This window comes from Flavobacterium acetivorans (genome assembly GCF_020911885.1).
GTDB classification, from domain to species: Bacteria; Bacteroidota; Bacteroidia; order Flavobacteriales; family Flavobacteriaceae; genus Flavobacterium; species Flavobacterium acetivorans.
This window is the reverse complement of sequence record NZ_CP087132.1, coordinates 223,464-243,759: the sequence shown is the minus strand read 5'-3', so window position 1 is coordinate 243,759 and position 20,296 is coordinate 223,464. Positions and strand designations below refer to the sequence as shown.

The following is a 20,296-nucleotide window of genomic DNA, read 5'->3' as shown; positions in this document are numbered from 1 at the left end:
CACTTAATTTTTTAAGTATTTTTCTAAGAATTGATCTTGCTCCCAAAGTAGGTGTAAGATGTTTTCTTTTGCCACATATCCGTGTGATTCTTTAGGTAAGATTACCATTCTGGCTGGCGCTCCAAGTCCTTTTAATGCTTGGAAATAACGCTCTGTTTGAAGGGTAAAAGTCCCAGGATTATTGTCGGCTTCACCATGAACTAACAATAAAGGAGTCTTCATTTTATCTGCATTCATAAATGGAGACATGGTGTTGTACACTTGCGGTACTTCCCAGTAATTGCGTTGCTCTGATTGGAATCCAAAAGGAGTAAGCGTTCTATTGTAAGCTCCACTACGGGCAATTCCACAAGCAAAAAGATTCGAATGGGTCAATAAATTAGCGGTCATAAAAGCACCATATGAATGTCCTCCAATGGCTACTTTTTTCTTGTTGATATAACCCAAAGCGTCAACTGCATTAATAGCCGCCTCAGCATTGTCTACCAGTTGAGAGATGAAATTATCATTTGGTTCCGTAGTTCCTTCACCAATAATTGGGAAGGCAGCATCGTCTAAAACAACATATCCTTTGGTCACCCAATACACAAATGAGCCATAATAAGGAAAGGTGAATTCATTTGGGTTTTGGCTGCTTTGTCCTGCTGAATTTTTGTCTTTGTATTCGGCTGGATAAGCCCAAATCAATAAAGGTAATTTTTCTTTTTTCACTTTGTCATAACCTGCAGGCAAATACAAGGTTCCGGATAATTCTACTCCGTCTTTTCTTTTGTATTTAATCACTTCTTTACTCACATTTTTGATGCTTTCAAACGGATTTTGGAAATTGGTGATTGGTGTTAGTTTATTGTTTTGTTTGATATTTCTGAAATAATAATTCGGATAATCATTTTTAGACTGTATTTGAACTAATACAGTTCCTTTTTTGAAATCTTCGATAGACAATAAATCCTCCTTCTTGTCTTTGTAAGTTGAGGTATAAAGTCTTTTGGTTTTTAATGTTTTTAAATTGAATTCATCGATGAATGGAAATTGACCATTTTTAGTAAAACCAGCACCTATTAAAAATAAATTATTGTTTTCAATGGCTAATACGCGTTTTCCGTATTGGTTTTTAATCGTTTCAAAATTTCCAGGATCAGAATAAATGTCTTGCGAATTTCGGTCCGAAATCACTTTTGGCGCTTGGTTAGCATCCGATGGGTTGATTAAATAAGTTTTGGTATTTCGGGTATCATACCATTGGTCAACAACAATAGCAGTAGTTTCATTTCCCCAAATAATTCCGCCATAACGTTGTTTTGTTTTCATCATTGAAGTAGGGGTAGCATCAAAAGGAGCATTCCATAAAGATATTTCGTCTCTAAAATCTACTTTGTTAGCAGGGTCTCCCTGGTCTAATGCTTCTACAAAAGACAAAGTTGCAGGCTTGTCACTTCTCCAGTTCATACTTCTTTTACCTGTTCTGGTCGCCATAAAACCTTTTGGCATAATTTCGAATAATGGAACTTCATTCACTGTTTTTACCATTTTACCCTCTTTGTCATAAACTACTGTTTTTGATGGAAAACGGTTTAAAGGAACAATGTACGAAAACGGTTTTTCAATGGTGGTTACCATTAGGTAGTTTCCGTCAGGGGAGAAATCTTCTCCGGCATACATATCAGCGCTTTTGAATAAGGTGGTTGCCCCGTTGATGTTTACTTTGTACAATTCAGAAGTGATAATGTTTTCAAAATTAGCTTCGTCATTTTTGTTTTTCAAAAGATCCTGATAAGTTCTGTTTTGCGATTTTGAACCGTCGGCATTGGAAATAATTGGTCCCAAAGGCAAATCTTTTTTAGCATCCAATAAGGCAGCTCTGTTTTTAGGTAACATTTTTACTAAAATACTTTCGTTGTCCTTGAACCAGCTGAATGGATTTCCAAGATTCGCATTTACATTTGCAGCCGTCAATTTTGTAGCTTTGGCGGTAGCCACATCAATAACCCATAATTCTACTCCTGTAGCTGTGGTGTGCGAAAAAGCAATTTTTGTTTCATTAGGTGACCAAGATAAATTGCTGATGCGAGGGTTTTCAGGTAAGCCGGAAACTTGAGTTTCGTTTTTGGCGTTTATTTTTCTGATTTTTAAATTATTGATATAAGTAACCGTACTAGAAATATTGGTAACTGGATTAATTCTTAAACCTCCTAAACGCATTTCCTCTTGATTTAGATCGTCTAAAGTTTTATAAGTGTTTCTGTAGGTAAGAAGCATGTATTCTTTTTTGGTATCCATTGATACAGAAGGTGCTCTTTCGAAATCGGCCAAATCTAAGATGGATTTGGATGGTTTTTGGTATGTTAGGTTTTCTTGCGCAAAGGCAGATAAACCGAGACATAGAAATAAGATAAAGCTAGCTTTTAATTTCATAGTTAGTTTTTTTTGATTGTATGCGTGTAAATTTAGGTATTTGTCTATAGAAGTCCAAGTTTGTTACAGCCAAGCGATGAGGTTTGTTTTGCCTCTTGTGCTAAACACTGATGAGAGCCCATTTTTTTATTGGAAAAAGAAAATCCAGAGCACCTAATTTATTCAAGAAATGAATATAAAACCGAAGTTTATTAAAAAAACTGTAATTTGTGAGCTGAAATTTTAAAGGATAATTAAATTTGTAATCTTATTTTAATTAAATAATAACAATATGTACCATTCTAAAATAACAGGATTGGGATATTATGTTCCTGATAACATAGTAACCAATGACGATTTGTCGAAAATTATAGACACTAATGATGAGTGGATTCAGGAAAGAACCGGAATTCAAGAAAGAAGGCACATTATAAGAGGAGAAGACACGACGACTTCGATGGGTGTTAAGGCTGCTAAAATTGCAATTGAGCGTTCGGGTGTGGCTAAAGAGGATATTGACTTTGTGGTTTTTGCAACCTTAAGTCCAGATTATTATTTCCCTGGACCGGGAGTTTTGGTGCAAAGAGATTTAGGATTGAGAACCGTAGGTGCATTGGATGTTAGAAATCAATGTTCCGGTTTTGTTTATGCTTTGTCTGTTGCAGATCAATACATCAAGACAGGAATGTACAAAAACATTTTAGTTATTGGATCTGAAGTGCAGTCAACAGGTTTGGATATGACTACGCGCGGAAGAGGGGTTTCAGTAATTTTTGGCGACGGGGCAGGAGCGGCAGTTTTGAGCAGAGAAGAAGATTTGTCCAAAGGTATTCTTTCGACTCATTTGCATTCAGAAGGGCAGCATGCCGAAGAATTAGTGGTAAAAGCTCCGGGAATGGGTGGAAGATGGGTTACTGATATTCTTGCCGATACGGATGCAGAGGATGAAAGTTATTTTCCATATATGAACGGGCAATTTGTGTTCAAGAATGCTGTAGTTCGTTTCAGCGAAGTAATAAATGAAGGTTTGCAGGCTAATAATTTGCAAGTTTCGGATATTGATATGTTGATACCGCATCAGGCTAATTTGAGAATTTCTCAATTTATTCAAAATAAATTCAAATTGACAGACGATCAGGTCTTCAATAATATTCAAAAATACGGAAATACTACAGCGGCTTCTATTCCTATTGCATTGACCGAAGCTTGGGAACAAGGAAAAATAAAAACTGGTGATACGGTAGTTTTGGCTGCTTTTGGGAGTGGTTTTACTTGGGGAAGTGCTATAATTAAATGGTAGTTTTTCGCGTTTAATCTTCGAGGTTGAGCATAAAAATAAAAAGCTATTCGTTTCAAAACGAATAGCTTTTTATGTAAAAAAAAAGCCCGAAGTGGCATGCTTCGAGCTTCTTTACAACATAAAATAATTAAAACTAATTTTTATAAAAGTCCACCGCTTCCTTGGGTTTCGTTTTGATCTCTTTGTTTTCTTTGGATTGCTTTGTTTTTACCGCTTCCAAAACGATAATTGAATCCTACATATACAGATTGGCTTTCCCAATTGAATTGACCATTTGACTTGTAAGGACGGTCTCCATTAAAGGCAAAGTGCATCGAATTGAATATGTCACTGAAACGCGCGCTGATGGTTCCTTTTCCTTTTAGGATGTTATAACTGCTTCCTAAATCCATTTTCCACATTGGTTCTCTTAAGAATTGCAAGCTTAAATCTTCTCCTCTGTACATGGCAAACAATTGAAAACGCAAATCTTTTGTAGCCTTAAAAGTATTGTTTATTCTGGCGTTGAATGTAGTGGCATTGACTTCCACAAATTCAAAATTACCAGGTGTATTCTCAATAGTTCCTTTTACTTTTTTCTTGTAAGCGTCTAAACTGATATTGGCACTCCACCATTTTTTGAAATCTAAATTGCTGGATACCTCAATTCCATAGGCATTGTTGTTGTTGAAATTATCGTAGGACAACACCTGTTTGTTTGGGTTTTCAGGATTTGTAAAAATGACTCTTGTAATTTCGTCTTCAATTCTTCTGTAGAAAACACCTGAGGTGATAGAACCTATTTTTGTTTTTCGGGTGTAATTCAACTCATACGAATTTGTGAATTGAGGAACAAGATCTGGATTTCCTTTAGAGTCAATTGTGGGTGTGCTCCATTCCCTGATTGGGTTTACTTGCCCAATACTTGGTCTGTCTACTCTTCTTGAAAAACTTAAATTAAAGGAATTCTTATCACTTGGATTATAGCTTAAAAAGGAAGAAGGATAAAGGCTTAGGATTTTATCCTCAAATGGTCCGTCAGGTTTAGAAACTTCTTTAAATAAAGCTTCTACATTGTACTGTTCTAAACGGGCGCCAGCCTGAAAACTCCATTTTTTCCATTGTTTTCCCAAAGTAGCATAGGCCGAATATATTTTACGGTCATAGCTAAAATCAGAATTGTAGCTGTTGTTTCTAAATAAATTGTTGTTGGTTGTTTCCAGTCTATTTTCCAATCCCAATTCTAGTTTTGTGGTTTCTGAAAGTGGGTTCACATAATCAAGATTGATGATGGTGTTTTTTCCAATTGTTTCAACATCATTAGTAAATGAACTTATTAAAGAAAGGTCATTTCTGTTCAAGTCAGCATAATAAGCATCTTCGGGCTCATTGTTTTTGTTGTAATTTACTTCTAATTCCAGATTATGGCCTTCTTTTTTAAACTTCAATTTATAGTCAAAATTATAAGTTTGAGAATTGCTTTTATTTTTATTATTAAAAAGTTGCAGTAAATCAGTATTAGTGGTGTTGTTCACATAATCTACATCGGTGCTTCCAAAACCATTCCCCGAAAAGAAACTTTGGTTTGTGTAAAATGATAAAGTATTGTTGTCATTCAGGTAGAAATCCAATCCTACTTTTGCCAGATGCGAAGTATTTTTGTTGTTGAATTCAAATTTTTGTAAATTTTCTTTGTTCGTTTCTTCGCTTCTTATAAAACCGTGGTTGGTATTTTTTCCATGATTAAAACCATAATTTCCATAGAAATTAAATTTCCCGCTTCTGTAATTGAGGTCTAAAGACGAATTTACTTTTGGCGTTTTTCCAAAGGTTACCCCATTGTTAATGCTTCCGTTGAATCCTATTTTACTGTTTTTGTTCAAAACGATATTGATGATTCCGCTCATTCCTTCGGGATTGTATTTTGCCGATGGATTGGTGATCAACTCAATTTGTTTGATCGAAGCCGATGGAATTTGTTGCAATAACTGTGAAGGATCAATATTGGATGGTTTTCCGTCTACTAAAACACGTACGTTAGAATTTCCTCTCAAACTGATCGCATTTGTTTGCGGATCTACGCTAACCGAAGGAATATTATTCATGATTTCACCAGCTGTAGCTCCGGCAGAAATCAAATCCTTTCCTACATTGATTATTTTTCGGTCAATTTTTTGTTCAATAGTCGATTTCTCGCTGACAATATCAACGCCCTTTAGTTCAATTGCGTCTTCCTCCAGAGCGACACTACCTATGTCAACGCTTTTGTCGTCATTGGTTAAAGAAGCTTTTCTTGAAATGGTTTTGTATCCCATAAACTGTATTTCAACAGTGTAATTTTTTAATTCCAGATTTTTGATGACAAAAATTCCTTTGTCAGAAGTGATGCCGCCAGTAATAAATTGGTTTGATTCTTTAATAATGACATTGACATAAGGCAAAGGCTGGTTGCTTTTCTTGTCTACCACTTTTCCGCTAATACTTCCTGGGCTTGCTATTAAAGTTGGTTTTGCTGAGGTTTGTGCCTGCATCGAAAGCAAGGTTCCGAAAAAGCAGATTAAGATTGATTTAAGTTTCATGATTTTTGATTTAAAAGATGATTGATGATGCAAAGTTAGGATATTAAATTTAATATTATGTAATACACAGTACTTTTTTTTACATATTACCGTTTTGATAGTTGTAATTCCTAAAGTTGTTATAGTAGACTTCTAAACGAAAAAAATGTTACACAATTTTTATAAAAAGTGAAGAAATCTAATTGTATCTTCGTTAAAGTGCTTATTATGAGTAGGAAATTATCTTGTTTTCTAATTTTCAATTTGCTGCATTATGCCTATCTTTGCCGTCTTAAAAAAATACATAAAATGACATTATCAGAAATTCTTACGCCCTCTATTGAAAAAGCAGTCCAAGCTTTATTTGACATTGCAATTGACAAAGTTGAATTTCAGGCGACACGGAAAGAATTTGAAGGTGATATCACGATGGTTATTTTTCCCTTATTAAAATTGGTCAAAAGCAATCCGGTAGAATTAGGAAATAAAATTGGGAATTATTTAGTAGAAAATCTTGCTGAAGTAAGTCGTTTTAATGTGGTTTCCGGTTTCTTGAATATTGTTATTTCGGATGAATATTATTTGAATTTCTTTAATGAAATTAAAGATGAGGCTAAATTTGGCTTTGTAACACCAAATCCTGACGACAAGGCGGTAATGGTAGAATATTCTTCGCCAAATACTAATAAACCGCTTCATTTAGGTCACGTTCGTAATAATCTTTTGGGTTATTCAGTTGCCGAAATCATTAAGGCTTCGGGCAAAAAAGTATACAAAACCCAAATCATTAATGACAGGGGAATTCATATTTGCAAATCGATGTTGGCTTGGCAGAAATTCGGTAACGGAGAAACTCCAGAATCGACTGGTCAAAAAGGCGATAAGTTAGTTGGGAATTATTATGTGGCTTTTGATAAAGCCTATAAAGAAGAAATTAACCAATTAATGAGCGAAGGAAAAACCGAAGAAGAAGCCAAAAAACAAGCGCCAATTATATTAGAAGCACAAGAAATGCTTTTGAAATGGGAGGCTGGCGATGAAAAGGTAAAGGCACTTTGGAAAATGATGAACCAATGGGTTTACGATGGTTTTGCTATTACTTATAAAAACTTGGGAGTTGACTTTGACTGCTATTATTATGAAAGTAATACCTATTTATTAGGGAAAGATGTAGTTCAAATTGGTCTGGAAAAAGGAGTTTTTGAAAAAGATCCTGACGGTTCGGTTTGGATTGATCTAACTGATGAAGGTTTAGATCGTAAGATTGTGCTTCGTTCAGATGGAACAGCGGTTTATATGACGCAGGATATTGGAACCGCAATTCAGCGAGTAAAAGATATTCCAGATGTAGGCGGGATGGTTTATACAGTGGGTAACGAACAGGATTATCATTTTAAAGTTTTGTTCCTAATCTTGAAAAAATTAGGTTTTGAATGGTCTGAAAACCTATTCCATTTATCCTACGGCATGGTTGATTTGCCTTCCGGAAAAATGAAAAGCCGTGAAGGAACGGTTGTTGATGCCGATGATTTGATGAAAGAAATGGCCGATACAGCTCAAAATATTGCCGAAGATTTAGGAAAACTGGAAAGTTATTCTGTTGAAGAAAAAGCAAAATTGTACAATACAATTGGTCTTGGCGCCTTGAAATATTATATTTTGAAGGTAGATCCTAAAAAACGCATCTTGTTTAATCCGGAAGAATCTGTTGATTTTGCTGGAAATACAGGGCCGTTTATTCAATATACTTATGCTAGAATCCAATCGATTATTCGTAAGGCTAATTTTGATTTTTCGGTAAAGTCTGAAATAGTGACACTTCACGAAAAAGAGAAAGAATTGGTAAAACAACTGGAGTTGTTTCCTGAGGTGATTCAAAATGCGGCACAACATCATAGCCCGGCTTTGCTGGCAAATTTTACCTATGATTTGGTTCGTGAGTACAATTCGTTCTATCAGGCTGTTCCTATTCTTGGGGAAGATGATTTAAATAAAAAAATATTCAGAGTCCAACTTTCTAAAAAAGTGGCTGATACAATTGCGGCTTCTTTTAGTTTGTTAGGTATTAATGTTCCTGAGCGAATGTAAACTGATCTAATTTTAACAAAAAAACGACTTCATACTGAGGTCGTTTTTTTGTTAAAATAAACTTCTGTTTGAGTTGTCAATTATCTAATTATCTAATTGCCTAATTATCTAATTAGTTTATCTTTGCATTTCAATAAAAAAATAAACCATGTTCGATAATTTAAGCGATAAACTAGATAAAGCCTTCCATATATTAAAAGGTCACGGAAAAATCACCGAAGTAAACGTAGCAGATACTCTAAAAGAGGTTCGAAGAGCTTTACTTGATGCCGATGTGAATTTTAAAATTGCCAAAGATTTTACCACAAGAGTGAAAGAAAAAGCAATTGGACAAGACGTATTAACTACACTTCAGCCGGGACAGTTATTGGTAAAGTTAGTTAAAGACGAACTTACGGAATTGATGGGTGGGGATGTGGCAGGAATTAACCTTTCTGGCGCACCAACCGTTATCTTGATGTCAGGTTTGCAAGGTTCCGGGAAAACAACTTTCTCGGGAAAACTAGCGAATTATCTTTTGACAAAAAAGAACAAAAAACCACTTTTGGTTGCTTGTGATATCTATCGTCCGGCGGCAATCCAGCAATTGTATGTTGTGGGAGATTCTATTGGTGTTGAGGTTTACTCAGAACCAGAGAATAAAAATCCTGTTGAAATTGCTCAAAATGCAATTAAGCACGCTAAAGCAAATGGTTTTAATGTGGTTATTGTCGATACTGCGGGTCGTTTGGCTGTGGATCAGGAAATGATGGATGAGATTTCTCGCGTTCACAAAGCAATTCAACCACAAGAGACTTTATTTGTTGTGGATGCCATGACAGGTCAAGATGCTGTAAATACGGCAAAAGCATTCAACGATATTTTGAATTTTGACGGTGTAATCCTGACTAAATTAGATGGTGATACTCGTGGAGGAGCTGCACTTTCGATAAAATCAGTAGTTAACAAACCGATTAAATTTGTTGGAACAGGAGAAAAAATGGAGGCTATTGATGTGTTCTATCCGGTTCGTATGGCAGAGCGTATCCTTGGAATGGGTGACGTGGTGTCTTTGGTAGAAAGAGCGCAAGAGCAGTTTGATGAAGATGAAGCCAGAAAAATTCAAAAGAAAATTGCCAAAAATGAATTTGGTTTTGACGATTTCCTTTCCCAAATTCAGCAAGTGAAGAAAATGGGTAACATGAAGGATTTGGTTGGAATGATACCGGGTGCTTCAAAAGCAATGAAGAATGTAGAGATAGAAGATGATGCTTTCAAACACATTGAGGCTATCATTCACTCTATGACTCCTATTGAAAGATCAAAACCAGCCCTTATAGACGTTAAAAGAAAAGCGAGAATAGCCAAAGGCTCCGGGACAAAAATTGAACAAGTCAATCAATTGATGAAACAGTTTGAGCAAATGAGTAAGATGATGAAAATGATGCAAGGACCAGGAGGGAAAAACCTCATGAAGATGATGGGCGGAATGAAAGGAATGCCAGGCGGAATGCACTAAGAATATGTATAAGATTTAAAGACCATTTTTCGGGTTTTTAAATCTTATTCTTTTATATATAACTACAATACGACCTAAAACTTTAGGTCTCAGAATTCTAAAACTTGAAACTAAATATAAAATGCAACTACTAGACGGAAAAAAAACAGCGGAGGACATTAAAAGGGAAATCGCAGCCGAAGTACAAAAGATGAAAGACAATGGGGAAAAGGTACCTCATTTAGCAGCAATAATTGTGGGTAATGATGGTGCTAGTTTAACTTATGTAGGAAGTAAGGTGAAAGCATGCGAAAGAGTAGGTTTTGAATCTACTTTGGTGAAAATGCCAAGCACCACGTCTGAAACAGAATTGTTGAAAAAGATAAAAGAGTTGAATGAAGATGCAAACATTGATGGATTCATCGTTCAATTGCCGCTTCCAGAGCAAATTGATGAGCAAAAAGTATTGATGGCTGTTGATCCTAGCAAAGATGTTGACGGATTTCATCCGGAGAACTTTGGGAAAATGGCTTTGGACATGAGTACTTTTATTCCTGCTACTCCTTTTGGAATTCTGGAATTGTTAGAAAGATATAATGTAGAGACAAAAGGGAAGCATACTGTTGTTATTGGTCGTAGTCACATTGTGGGAAGACCAATGAGTATTTTGATGGGAAGAAAAGGTTTTCCAGGGAATTCTACCGTTACATTAACGCACAGTTATACTAAAAACATTGCTCAAATAACAACTCAGGCCGATATTATTATCACAGCGCTTGGCGTTCCTAACTATTTGAAAGCTGAAATGGTTAAGGATGGCGTTGTTGTAATTGACGTAGGGATTACCAGAGTTGCCGATGAATCTAACGAAAAAGGGTATGTGATTACCGGAGATGTAGATTTTGACAATGTGAGTAAGAAAGCAAGTTTTATTACACCAGTTCCTGGAGGAGTAGGACCTATGACTATTGCAATGTTGATGAAAAACACACTTTTGGCAAGAGAAATGAAAATTTTGAAATTAGAAGAATAATAAAATCACCAAGCCTATTCAACTGAATAGGCTTTTTTTTATTTATGGAAAATCCACAAGGAATACAATTTAAAACTTTAGAAGAGTTTCTGGGTTATTTGCCAGAAGACGAACTGGAAATAGTGCTCCATCTGCGTAAAATTATTCTGGAATGCATGATGGATTGCAAAGAGAAATTAGCTTACAATGTTCCTTTTTATTACCGTCATTCGCGGATTTGTTATATCTGGCCTGCTTCTGTCCCTTGGGCGAAAGTTGGAAAGAGTGTGGCAATAGGTTTTTGTAAAGGAGCTTCTTTTTTAGATGAAACTTTTGAAACAGCCCAATTTAGTTCTAAACAAATATTCACTTCAATAAAAGAGATTGATATTTCATTTTTGAAGCAAAAAATTCATGAGGCTATTTTAATTGACGAACAAATCGTTAAAACCAGACGAAGAAGGATACAATAAGCTTGTTGGTTTGTGTTCAAATAAAAATAGTTTTTCGATGATTTCAGATTTAAAATTCCTTAAAAATTTTCCAAATAGGTATAGAATAAGAAATAAAGAATACTTTTGCAGCACTAAAAAAAAGAGAATCTTAAAATGGACGATTATTATTCGGAAATGTTGAACTTGTTATAGCAATCGGAGTAATTTCAGAATGCTATACCTAAAACCTATGGAATTTTTGAAATGAAAGCTTTTTACAAAAACAATAACGGATTAATTGCAGTGCAAGAATGGTTTCCTAATTGCTGGATAAATATAGAATGTCCAACAGAAGCCGAAAAAAAATATTTACTCGAAGAGCTTCAAATTCCCGAAGCATTTTATAACGACATTGAAGATATTGATGAAAGACCCCGTATTGAGATAGAAAACGGCTGGTGCTTAATCATTATGCGTATTCCTGTGAAAAGTAACGATGTAAAACTTCCTTTTCATACGATTCCCGTTGGGATTGTTTTCAAAGGCGAAGTTTGTGTTAGCCTGAGTTTTCATAAAACAGAAATGTTGACAGACTTTGTGACTTACACTCAGAAAAAAGGAATCGATATCAAGGATAATTTTGATTTGGTGCTCAGGCTGCTGTTGTCTTCCAGCGTTTGGTATTTGAAATACTTAAAACAAGTCAATCAAAAAATTAAACTGGCCGAAGATAATTTGGAGAAATCTATCAAAAATGAAGAGCTACAGGCTTTGCTTCAAATAGAGAAATGTTTGGTGTTCTTTATGACTTCCTTGAAAGGAAATGATATTCTTTTGCACCGAATTAAGAATATTAAGTCGCAAAGAGTCAATTTCGACTTTGATTTGTTGGAAGATGTAGAGATTGAATTGCGTCAAGCCCAAGAAACGACTAATATTTACAGTGATATCTTGACTGGAACAATGGATGCTTATGCGTCGGTTATTTCGAATAATATGAATAATATTATGAAGCAAATGACTTCTATCTCGATCATTTTGATGATTCCTACCGTAATTGCCAGTTTCTACGGAATGAACGTCCCGAATACTTTGCAGACTAATCCATTTGGCTTATGGATCGTGCTGTTCTTCTCTGTTGTTCTGTCCGCCTTGGGCGTGTTTTTATTCAAAAGAAAAAGATGGTTTTAAAGTAAAAAAAGCGTTTCAAGTTTTTGAAACGCTTTTTTTGTGTTTAATAATCTCCTCTTTTCTTAAATTTAGGATCATCTCTTTTGATGAATTCCGTTCTTTTTTTCGAGGCTTCCGGTTTGGGTAAACTCGCTTCTTCGGTTTTGCTCGAAGGTTCAATTAGTTCGTTTAGTTCTTTGATTTCGGCATCGGTCAAATCTCGGTAGCGTCCTACGGGAATATCGAGTGAAATGTTGATAATTCGAATGCGTTTTAAGGCTGTTACCTCATAACCTAAATATTCGGTCATTCTACGAATCTGACGATTTAGTCCTTGCGTCAATATGATTTTGAAAATGTATTTGCTGATTTGTTCTACTTTACATTTTTTAGTCACCGTGTCCAGAATAGGAACTCCATTCCCCATTCGTTCAATAAAACGATCTGTAATGGGTCTGTTTACTGTAACAGTGTATTCCTTTTCGTGATTGTTTCTGGCTCGCAATATTTTGTTGACAATATCGCCGTCATTAGTCATGAAAATCAATCCTTCACTGGCTTTGTCTAAACGACCAATAGGAAAAATACGTTTGGGATAATTGATGTAATCTACAATATTGTTGCGAACTTCAAGATTGGTGGTGCATTCAATTCCTACAGGTTTGTTGAAAGCAAGATAAACCGGTTTTTCTGTCTTTTCTCGAATCAATTTACCGTCAATACGCACTTCATCATCAGGGCTTACTTTGGTCCCCATTTCCGGAACAATTCCGTTAATGGTTACGCGTCCTTCTTCGATTAGTTTATCGGCTTCACGACGGGAACAATAGCCCGTTTCTCCTATGAATTTATTGAGACGTTTTAGATTTTCTTCCATACTGCAAAAGTAAGCAATTTGAGAATTAGAAAATGAGATAATTGGAAAATAAGATAATTGGAAAACGGGATAATTAGATAAATGTTTGCACAGAGGTCTGAAGCCTTTTTTTAAAGTCAATCTTGCGGTTTCAAGATTTGAATTCGATGAAATTACTCAAACAAAAATTCGGAAACTCTTTTGTATAATTCGTCATCATGCATGCTGTGTCCCAAGCCTTTGGTTTCTATGAAAATTGCGCCTTCCCAAGTGCAGGCTATTTTTTTTCCTTCCTCAAATAATACAACCTCGTCATCCATATCGTGGGCAATAAATCCTTTGATTTTTATTTTGGAGGCAAATAGTTGTCCGGAGAAATAGTCCAGTTGAAGTCGGAAATGTTCTAAATAATGTCTTTCCAAGCCTTTGGATATTTTAGTGTTCAGGCTCAATAAGGAGATGTAATTGTTGAGTATGATTTTGAAATCGCTTGGGGATCCTAAAACGACCATTTTTTCTAGACTGTTGTTTTGATAAACGGATTGGTAGTACAAGCAAGTTTTTCCTCCCAGAGAATGCCCAATGAGGGATTGTGGTTTGAACTTTTGCACTACAATATCTATGAATTCTGCATACTGCGGAATATTGAATTCAGTACCGCTTGAGAGGCCGTGAGCTGGGCCGTCTATGGCAATAATGGTGCTGCCGGATTTTTGAAGATAAGGCAGGATATTTTCCCAACGAGAGGCATTGCTCTCCCAGCCATGAACTAATAAAATGGTTTTTTCATTTCCTTTCCAAGTGTAGGTCTGAAAAGAATGCTCCTTGTGTCGGAAGGTTTCTTTTTCGGCTTCCTCTAATACTTTTGGCAGATTGATTTTGGATAGTTTTCCTTTTCTAGGATTGCTAAAAAGGGAATAGGCAAGTTGGGTTGCCTTGGCTGGAGATACAAAACTCAGGAGGTTAATGTAAAGTCCGACGGACTTGGTGAAAACGAAATAGATTGATTTTTTCATAAAAAAAAGTCCCGATGTGAATCGGGACTTAAATATAATTAAAATTTAGAAAATAAATTTTCCATTTTTTCTCTTTCTTCATCGGCAAGTACGCTGTCAACTAATATCCTTCCTGAATGCTCGTCAATAATGATTTTCTTTCTAGAAGCAATTTCTACTTGTGTTTGAGGTGGAATCGTGAAGAATGACCCTGCAGAAGCACCTCTTTCAATAGATACAACAGCTAAACCATTACGAACACTTGAACGAATTCTGGTGTAAGCAGCTAATAATCTTTCTTCAATCTGTGCTTGAAATTCAGCAGATTTTTCTGTTAAGAATTCTTCTTCTTTGGCAGTTTCAGACATGATAGCGTCTAATTCTAGCTTTTTATGTTTTAAGTGATTAGATTTAATTTCTAATCTTTCTTTTGATTGAGCGATAATCTCTTTCTTGTGTTCAATAGAAGCTTTCATTTCTTTCATTTGCTTTTCAGCTAATTGAATTTCAAGCTCTTGAAACTCAACTTCTTTAGTCAAAGAGTTGAATTCTCTATTGTTACGAACCGTTTCCTGTTGTTTTGTGTATTTTTTGATAGCCTCTTTGTGCTCATCAATTGCATTCTTTTTTGCTTTGATAAGATCCTCGATTACTTCAAGTTCACTTTTCAATTTTTCAGAACGGGTGCTTAGACCAGCAACTTCATCTTCAAGATCTTCCACTTCAAGAGGAAGTTCACCTCTTACATTTCTAATTTCGTCAATTCTAGAGTCAATCAATTGTAAATCGTAAATTGCTCTTAACTTGTCCTCAACACTTAATTCTTTCGTATTCGCCATATTCTATAAGTACTTAACTGGATTTGTATTTTCTTCAGATAAAATGATTGCAAAATTAAGGATTTTTTTCCGAAGATAATCAACAATATAATTTTTTGTATAGCGTTCGCTTTCAAAATGTCCAATATCGGCTAAAAGTAACTGGTTTTCGGCTTCATAAAACTGATGGTACTTTAAATCAGCGGTCAAAAAAGCATCGGCTCCAGCCCTAATCGCATTTTTTATGGCATAACTTCCCGATCCGCCAAGAACAGCCACTTTTTTTATGGGTTTCCCTATAAAAGCGGAATGGCGAATCCCGTCGGCCTGCATTTTGTTTTTAACGAGTGCCAGAAAATCTGTTTCATTCAAGGGAGTTTCAAATTCGCCAATCATCCCCAAACCTATATTTTGATGTTGGTTTTGCAAATCATAAATTTCATAAGCTACTTCTTCATAAGCATGATGGCTGAAAAGCGCTTTGAGGATTTTAGTTTCCAGATGTTTTTCGAAAGTGACTTCGATTTTTATTTCTTCAGTTTCTACAAATTCAAAGCGTTCCCCTAATTGAGGATTGCTGTGTTGATTGCCCATGTAGGTTCCTATGCCTTTAGAATTGAAACTGCAGTCTTCATAATTGCCTATATTTCCCGCTCCGGCATCAAACAATGCATTTCGCACTTTTTCGGCATTTTCGGAAATTGTATAAGTAATGAGTTTTCGTATAAAATTTTGTTTTGGGATTAGGATTTTGGTATTGGTCAATCCCAACGCATCACAAAATATTTTATTGACTCCGTCCTGATGATTGTCTAAGGCGGTATGTACGGCGTAAATGGCGATATCGTTCTTGATGGCTTTTATTATGGCGCGCTCCACGTAATTTTTCCCTGTAATTTTCTTTAAACCTGAAAATAAAATAGGGTGGAAACAAACAACCAAATTGCATTTTTTAGCCACAGCTTCGTCAATTACGTTTTCAATAGCATCATGACAAACTAAAACGCCAGTTGCTTCAGCGTTTTGGTCTCCTACCAATAAACCTACATTGTCAAAATCTTCGGCATAGGCGAGTGGCGCCATTTCTTCTAATACAGAAAGAATTTCTTTTATTTTCATTTTCTTTAGTTTAAGGTTTTCTTAGTTCAAAGTTTAAGGTTTGTCGTGAAGAACTTTAAACTTTAAACATCAAACAAAAGAGATAAAATTTATTTTCAAAGATAATTTATTCTACTTTCGTATAATGAATTTACTTAGAAAAATACTCTTCCCTTTTGCTGTTTTATATGGTTTGATAACGAGTATTCGTAATTTTCTTTTTGATAAGGGAATTTTAAAATCATATGCTTTTGATTTGCCTGTAATTGCGGTGGGGAATCTAAGTGTTGGCGGCACCGGAAAAACACCTCAAATAGAATATTTGATCCGATTGCTTTCAGATAAATACAAAACAGCAACTTTAAGTCGTGGCTATAAAAGACAATCCGAAGGATTTGTTTTGGCTGATGCCAGCTCGAATGCACAAATTTTGGGAGACGAGCCTTTTCAATATTTTCAAAAGTTTCCCAATATAAAAGTAGCGGTTGATGCCAACAGAAAAAACGGAATAGAGCAATTATTGGCACAAACCGATAAGCCGGAAGTGATTTTACTCGACGATGCTTTTCAACATCGAAAAGTCAAGGCGGGATTTTATATTTTGCTTACTTCTTATGGTGATTTGTTTTGTGATGATTTGATGTTGCCAACAGGAAATCTTCGCGAGAGCAGAAGCGGAGCCCAGCGGGCCAATATAATTATTGTTACGAAATGTCCTTTTAATCTTTCGCAAGAAAAACAGAATGACATTAAAAACAAATTAAAACTTGCTGCAAGCCAAGAATTGTACTTTACTTTTATAGCCTATGATAATTTTATCTATGGGGAAAGCGGAAAGATGAATGTTAATGAAATTCAATCGGCGTCTAAATTACTTGTGGCGGGAATTGCAAAACCGGAGCCGTTTTTTGCCTATTTACAAGATACAAATGATGCGTGTTTGTCATTTCCGGATCATCATAATTTTACCGATAAAGATATTTTAGAAATTAAAAATTCAGCTCAAAACAATATTATTATTACTACTGAGAAAGATTATGTTCGGTTAAAAGGGCGATTGCCAAGCGAGCAACTTTTTTATTTACCAATACAAAGTGCTTTCCTCTCTGGAAGTGAAAATTTTGACAAAACCATTTTGAATTATGTGGGAACAAGTACAAGAAACCGTTAGTTATATTCAAGCCAGAAATAATTTCACTCCTGAATATGGAATTATTTTGGGTTCAGGATTGGGTAGTTTTACAGATGATATTCAAATAGCATTTACTTTGCCTTATGATGAAATCCCAAATTTTCCAGTTTCAACCGTTCAGGGACACAAAGGAGCTTTGGTTTTTGGGACAATTGGAAACAAGAAAGTGGTTGCCATGCAAGGACGTTTTCATTATTATGAAGGCTATTCTATGAAGGAGGTTACTTTTCCGGTTCGTGTATTGAAATATTTGGGTGTCGAAAAATTAATTGTTTCTAATGCTTCCGGTGGTGTGAACCCCGATTATAAGTTGGGCGAAATAGTAATTATCAAAGACCATATCAATTTTTCGCCTGAACATCCTTTACGCGGAAAAAATGACGAGCGATTTGGTCCTCGTTTTGTCAATATGAGTGAACCTTATTCAAGAAAAATGATTGCTAAGGCTAAAGAACTGGCCAAAAGTTTGAATATTGAGGTCAAGGACGGAATTTATTTTGGTTTGCAAGGCCCTAGTTTTGAAACTTTGGCCGAATATAGAATGGTTCGAATATTGGGAGCCGATTGTGTTGGGATGTCAACTGTGGCCGAAGTTATTGTAGCGCGACACATGAATTTGGAAACCTTTGGTATTTCAGTAATCACAGATATTGGTGATGAAGATAATATAGACTCCATTTCGCATGATGAGGTTTTGGAGGCAGCCCAAAATGCAGAGCCTAGGGTGAGGCAGTTAATTAAAGAATTAATTTTGAGTTATTAGTCGAGATTTTGAGCAATCGTGTCATAGAAATCTGCGGGAGCAAATGGTTTTGTAATGACATCATTCATCCCGAATGACAAAAGCATTTCTCTGTTTTCATTCAATGAAATAGCGGTAATCGCTATAATTGGTGTGGTGGTATCAAATTCCCTGATTTTTTTTGTGGCTACGGTTCCGTTTATTCCAGGCAAATGGACATCCATCAAAATCAAATCGAATTTTTCGTTTCTGGCAATTTCAATAGCCTCCTCTCCGCTTCCAATGATCTCACAAAGCATTCCTTTGTTTTCGACCATTTTTTTAGTAATCATTTGGTTTATTTTATTGTCTTCGACGGCTAATATTTTTTTGTTTTTAAAAATAGACTCGTCATAAGTTTTAGTCTTTTTTTCTGTGAGCAATTGAATTTCGTTTATTTTGAAGTCTAGGTCGAATGAAAAACAAGCGCCTTTTCCTTCAATACTTTTCAGTTTTATTTGCCCGCCAAGGAGATTGATTAATTTGTTTACGATGGTTAATCCTAGCCCGGTTCCACCATATTTTCGATTGATTTCAATGGAGCCTTGAGAGAAGCTTTCGAAAACGCTTTCTAATTTATCTTGAGGAATTCCTATACCGGTATCGATTATTTGAAAGCCTATAGAGGCTGTGTTATTCTGGGCAGAAAGAAGTGTAGCCATGATGGTTACTTTTCCGTTTTGGGTAAATTTTAGGGCATTGTTAATCAGGTTCATGACAATTTGCGACAACTTTGTGGGGTCTCCAATCAGAATATCGGGTATGGTTTCGTCTATGATTAAATGAAATTGATTTTCATTTTTTAAGGCAACTTCTTTCAAAGACTTTTTGATGTCTTTTAGCAGTTTTTTAAGATTGAAATTGATGTTTTCAATTTCGGCTTTGTCAGATTCAATCTTATTGATTTCAAGAATGTCATTGATGAAAGTAGTCAGGTAATTTCCTGAAAATTGCAAGGAAGATAAATAATGCAATTGTGATTTTTTTGGTTTTTCTTCCAATAAGAGGTGGGTAATTCCGTTTATGGCATTTAGAGGTGTTCTAAGTTCATGACTAACGGTGGAAAGAAACTCAGATCTGGCTTGTGATGCTTTTTCTGCTTTTTCTTTTGCTACAATTAACTCATTATTTTTTTCAGTTAATAATAGGTTTGATTTGTTTCTAATAATGTTGTTTTTGTAAAGTGATAAGCTTAATAAAGACAAGATTGAAATTAAAGCTATAGACAGAATGTTGATCAGCTTGGCGAATTTATTTTCTTTTTCTTTCTCCTTTTTCTGTTTCTTTATTTGTTCTATTTTTTTGGCTTGCTGTGATTCTTTAAACTTTTCATAATCGTCTATTCCAAGTTTTTCGTTATTTGCTATCGAAATGTTTTCTTTCAAATTTAAGTGTAATTTCAAATAGGAGTAAGCATTACTTCTGTCTAATAATCTTTCATGAATGTCGCTTAGTGCAAGCAGGATATTTGATTTTTGCTCTAAATTTTTAGTTTTAGCATTTAATTCGTAAGCTTTTTTGAGATAATTTAAAGCCAGATTATTTCGGTTTTTTGTTTTTTCAATAAGTCCAATTTGATACAAAGCTTCTGCTTTTAAATCCAATTGGGATGCAATTTCTTGATTCGAAATGATGGTGCTGAATATTCTAGATGCGAGATCGTATTTTCCATCCGATTTATAAATTATTCCTTTTTGAAGTTTAATAGATTCGTTAAAGTCACTAATATTCAATTCTTTGAAAATAGATTGTGCTTTGTTTAAGCAAATTCCCGCCGAAGTATAATTCTCTTTTTTGATATGGCAAACGCCTAGGAAGTAATAAGTTTGAGCGTATCTGGATGATGGTGCTTGGGTTTCAAATAAGGTGATGCTTTCTGAAAAACTCTCAATGGCATCATTGTATTTTGCTAAATCATAATAAATTTTACCCAAGTTAAATGTTTGATTGGCTTGGTCTTCGGTTTTATGATTAGCTTCGCAGTAATTAATCGCTTTTTGTATAAAAAAAAGAGCGTCCTTGTATTTATTTGTTTTAATATTGTAATTGGACAGGTTGTCATAATAGCTGATGCTATCTGTTTTCTCTATTTTTTGAGAATGCAGTAACGAAGTGAAGAATATAAAAATGAAAAGATATTTCAT

At 35.2% G+C, this 20,296-nt stretch carries 15 protein-coding genes; 8 read left to right on the top strand and 7 right to left on the bottom strand.

Features of this window, described 5'->3' with window-relative positions; all coding sequences use genetic code 11:
- Positions 1–3: 3 nt before the first annotated feature.
- Positions 4–2,415: a S9 family peptidase gene (locus LNP19_RS01005; protein ID WP_230062961.1), complete on the bottom strand. Its 2,412-nt coding sequence runs from the start codon at positions 2,413–2,415 to the stop codon at positions 4–6.
- A gap of 271 nt (positions 2,416–2,686) precedes the next feature.
- Here LNP19_RS01005 and LNP19_RS01000 point away from each other — a divergent pair, with 271 nt between their 5' ends.
- Positions 2,687–3,694 (top strand): 3-oxoacyl-ACP synthase III family protein, encoded by a 1,008-nt coding sequence (locus LNP19_RS01000; protein WP_230062960.1) that lies wholly within the window; start codon positions 2,687–2,689, stop codon positions 3,692–3,694.
- 140 nt (positions 3,695–3,834) lie between these two features.
- Here the strand turns inward: LNP19_RS01000 and LNP19_RS00995 are convergent, their stop codons facing one another.
- Entirely contained in the window at positions 3,835–6,252 is a 2,418-nt protein-coding gene (locus tag LNP19_RS00995) for a TonB-dependent receptor (RefSeq protein WP_230062959.1), read from the bottom strand.
- 288 nt (positions 6,253–6,540) lie between these two features.
- Here LNP19_RS00995 and argS point away from each other — a divergent pair, with 288 nt between their 5' ends.
- From argS to LNP19_RS00970, 5 genes are all read left to right on the top strand, one after another.
- A complete protein-coding gene (argS, locus tag LNP19_RS00990) occupies positions 6,541–8,319 on the top strand; it encodes an arginine--tRNA ligase (protein ID WP_230062958.1) in 1,779 nt (592 codons plus the stop codon).
- Between the two features lie 148 nt (positions 8,320–8,467).
- Positions 8,468–9,817 carry a signal recognition particle protein gene (ffh, locus tag LNP19_RS00985; protein ID WP_230062957.1) on the top strand — a complete coding sequence of 450 codons (1,350 nt, stop codon included), beginning with the start codon at positions 8,468–8,470 and terminating at the stop codon, positions 9,815–9,817.
- A gap of 121 nt (positions 9,818–9,938) precedes the next feature.
- A complete protein-coding gene (locus LNP19_RS00980) occupies positions 9,939–10,829 on the top strand; it encodes a bifunctional 5,10-methylenetetrahydrofolate dehydrogenase/5,10-methenyltetrahydrofolate cyclohydrolase (protein ID WP_230062956.1) in 891 nt (296 codons plus the stop codon).
- Positions 10,830–10,873: 44 nt separating this feature from the next.
- A complete protein-coding gene (locus LNP19_RS00975) occupies positions 10,874–11,281 on the top strand; it encodes a DUF1801 domain-containing protein (protein ID WP_230062955.1) in 408 nt (135 codons plus the stop codon).
- 225 nt (positions 11,282–11,506) lie between these two features.
- A complete protein-coding gene (locus tag LNP19_RS00970) occupies positions 11,507–12,433 on the top strand; it encodes a magnesium transporter CorA family protein (protein WP_230062954.1) in 927 nt (308 codons plus the stop codon).
- 43 nt (positions 12,434–12,476) lie between these two features.
- Here the strand turns inward: LNP19_RS00970 and rluF are convergent, their stop codons facing one another.
- The 4 genes from rluF to LNP19_RS00950 all read right to left on the bottom strand — a co-directional run bounded on the left by rluF (position 12,477) and on the right by LNP19_RS00950 (position 16,200).
- On the bottom strand, positions 12,477–13,289 hold the full coding sequence (gene rluF / locus LNP19_RS00965; RefSeq protein ID WP_230062953.1) for a 23S rRNA pseudouridine(2604) synthase RluF: 813 nt from the start codon (positions 13,287–13,289) through the stop codon (positions 12,477–12,479).
- 152 nt (positions 13,290–13,441) lie between these two features.
- Positions 13,442–14,284 (bottom strand): alpha/beta fold hydrolase, encoded by an 843-nt coding sequence (locus LNP19_RS00960; RefSeq protein ID WP_230062952.1) that lies wholly within the window; start codon positions 14,282–14,284, stop codon positions 13,442–13,444.
- Positions 14,285–14,322: 38 nt separating this feature from the next.
- Positions 14,323–15,102 (bottom strand): zinc ribbon domain-containing protein, encoded by a 780-nt coding sequence (locus tag LNP19_RS00955; protein WP_230062951.1) that lies wholly within the window; start codon positions 15,100–15,102, stop codon positions 14,323–14,325.
- Positions 15,103–15,105: 3 nt separating this feature from the next.
- The gene (locus tag LNP19_RS00950; protein WP_230062950.1) at positions 15,106–16,200 is read right to left on the bottom strand and encodes a Nif3-like dinuclear metal center hexameric protein; all 1,095 of its coding nucleotides are present in this window, start codon (positions 16,198–16,200) and stop codon (positions 15,106–15,108) included.
- Between the two features lie 124 nt (positions 16,201–16,324).
- Here LNP19_RS00950 and lpxK point away from each other — a divergent pair, with 124 nt between their 5' ends.
- Entirely contained in the window at positions 16,325–17,350 is a 1,026-nt protein-coding gene (gene lpxK / locus LNP19_RS00945) for a tetraacyldisaccharide 4'-kinase (RefSeq protein WP_230062949.1), read from the top strand.
- Positions 17,322–18,134 (top strand): purine-nucleoside phosphorylase, encoded by an 813-nt coding sequence (locus tag LNP19_RS00940; protein WP_230062948.1) that lies wholly within the window; start codon positions 17,322–17,324, stop codon positions 18,132–18,134. The genes lpxK and LNP19_RS00940 overlap by 29 nt, the downstream gene beginning before the upstream one ends.
- On the opposite strand, the gene LNP19_RS00935 is transcribed toward LNP19_RS00940, so the two are convergent.
- Positions 18,131–20,296, bottom strand: coding sequence for a tetratricopeptide repeat-containing hybrid sensor histidine kinase/response regulator (locus LNP19_RS00935; protein ID WP_230062947.1), 2,166 nt, complete (start codon positions 20,294–20,296; stop codon positions 18,131–18,133). The genes LNP19_RS00940 and LNP19_RS00935 overlap by 4 nt on opposite strands.